This window comes from Bacteroidota bacterium, assembly GCA_030706565.1.
Lineage (GTDB): Bacteria > Bacteroidota > Bacteroidia > Bacteroidales > JAUZOH01 > JAUZOH01.
The window spans coordinates 1-1,836 of sequence record JAUZOH010000569.1 but is presented as its reverse complement, the minus strand read 5'-3'; the positions used below and the strand labels follow the sequence as shown (position 1 = coordinate 1,836).

The following is a 1,836-nucleotide window of genomic DNA, read 5'->3' as shown; positions in this document are numbered from 1 at the left end:
TGGTATAATGATTCTTCAGATCCTAAAAATAGTCACGGAGGATGGCATCAATACCGTTTCCCGTTTAAGTCGAAAAATCCGTCAGCGATTCTGAAGTTTTATTATCGGACGGTTTCTGATTACCATTTGGATGATGTTGAGGTGCTGGACCAGTCGGACGGAACAATTGATGTTTACACCACCTGCATGTGGCATCATAACAGAACGGGTTATGGGTGGTATAACGCTGACAATGATGTTTCAGTGACTTTGCCCGATGGACGCGTTGCCTGGTTCTTTAACGATACCTTTTTGGGAACTAATAATCCTTTCGACAACGTTTTTACTAATGGAAATTTTGTTCGCAATTCAATGGTTGTTCAGGATAAAAATAAAAAACTCACAACCATGTACAGTAAGGCTGGGGGAAATGGAAATACATATTTTATTCCTACGGAACCTGATCCTAACGGATATCCCAACCAGCTATTTTGGGTTGCAGATGGTGTTGTTGAAGGTGGAAAGTTAAAGGAAATGTTGGTGGAAGTTGATTATCCGTCAGGAGGAAGCACGCAGGCAACAGGAAGAAACTATTTGGCCTCCTTTAATTTGTCAACTCTCGAACTGGAAAGTATTGACCGGATGCCTTCCGGATATGATTACGAGAGCATTTTGGATGATGGCGATTATTATTACCTCTATGGTGGTGTAAATGTCGGGCTTGGTGGGTACACGAAAATTGCCCGGGCCAAAAAGGGCGATTTAATCGGAGCCACAACGCCCTGGCAGTTTTATAATACCAAATACGGATGGTTTTCAATTAAAGATAGTGCCAGTCACGTTTGTTCTTATGTGGCTAATGATGCAAAGAAACTTGGCCCCGGTAATTATGCGCTGCTTATTAGTGATCCCATGAGTGGTCAGGAAAAGCTTACATTTGCGCCAACTCCGGTTGGGCCGTGGACTAAATCCATTTTGCTTTTCCAGGTGCCCGAAGAAGTTAATTACTGGAACTACATGCCTAATTTTCATGACGATTTATATACGCCAGGAAAATATTCCATTTCATACTCAGTAAATTGTTATGAACCATGGGGGCCTTCTTTTAACGACAAATATTTCTATTGGCCTCGTTATGTACAGGCCGATTTGCTGAAATTGTCTCCATATACAAATAGGAGCAATAAAGCGATAGAATCCGGAAAAACGTTTAAGATTGTTGCCCGTCACAGTGATAAAGCCTTACAGGTAAATACAGATGGAGTTAAGGTTGAACAAAGTACATACATTAACGGAACAAATCAGCAATGGGTGATCACCGATGTTGGTGAAGGTTTTTATAAAATAACCGATCCTGCCAGTGGTAAAGCTCTGGAAGTAACCAATGCGTCAATGGATAACGGCGGTACAGTTCAATTAGCGGCATATAACAACGGCTATAATCAGAAGTGGACTATTGATAGTATCGATTCACAATATTTCAGGCTTATTAACCAAAATAGCGGGAAGGCAATGGGGATAGTATCAGCCGACCTTGCTGACGGGGCAGGGGCAAATCAGTGGGAATACATGAATCAGACCAACCAACAATGGATCATTACAACAATATCTTCGTCTCCTACGGCTGTTGCGGAAGTTAAAAATCCAGGCGCTGAAAGGGTTGCTTTGTACCCAAATCCGGCATCGGATGTGTTGTATGTAAGTGGCTTAGATGGCAATGCTGCAATGTCCGTTTACAATATGCAGGGTGTAAAGATCTGTGGCGTAGTTGGAAAAGAAGTTGATGTTTCCGGACTTGCTCCCGGATCATATTTATTGAGGATAAAGATTGGAAATGATTTGATTACCAAGTTTTTT

At 41.8% G+C, this 1,836-nt stretch carries 1 protein-coding gene; it reads left to right on the top strand.

Annotated features, from left to right (window positions below; all coding sequences use genetic code 11):
- Positions 1-1,836 (top strand): RICIN domain-containing protein (locus tag Q8907_16855; GenBank protein MDP4275939.1); only part of this gene is annotated, 1,836 nt, incomplete at both ends.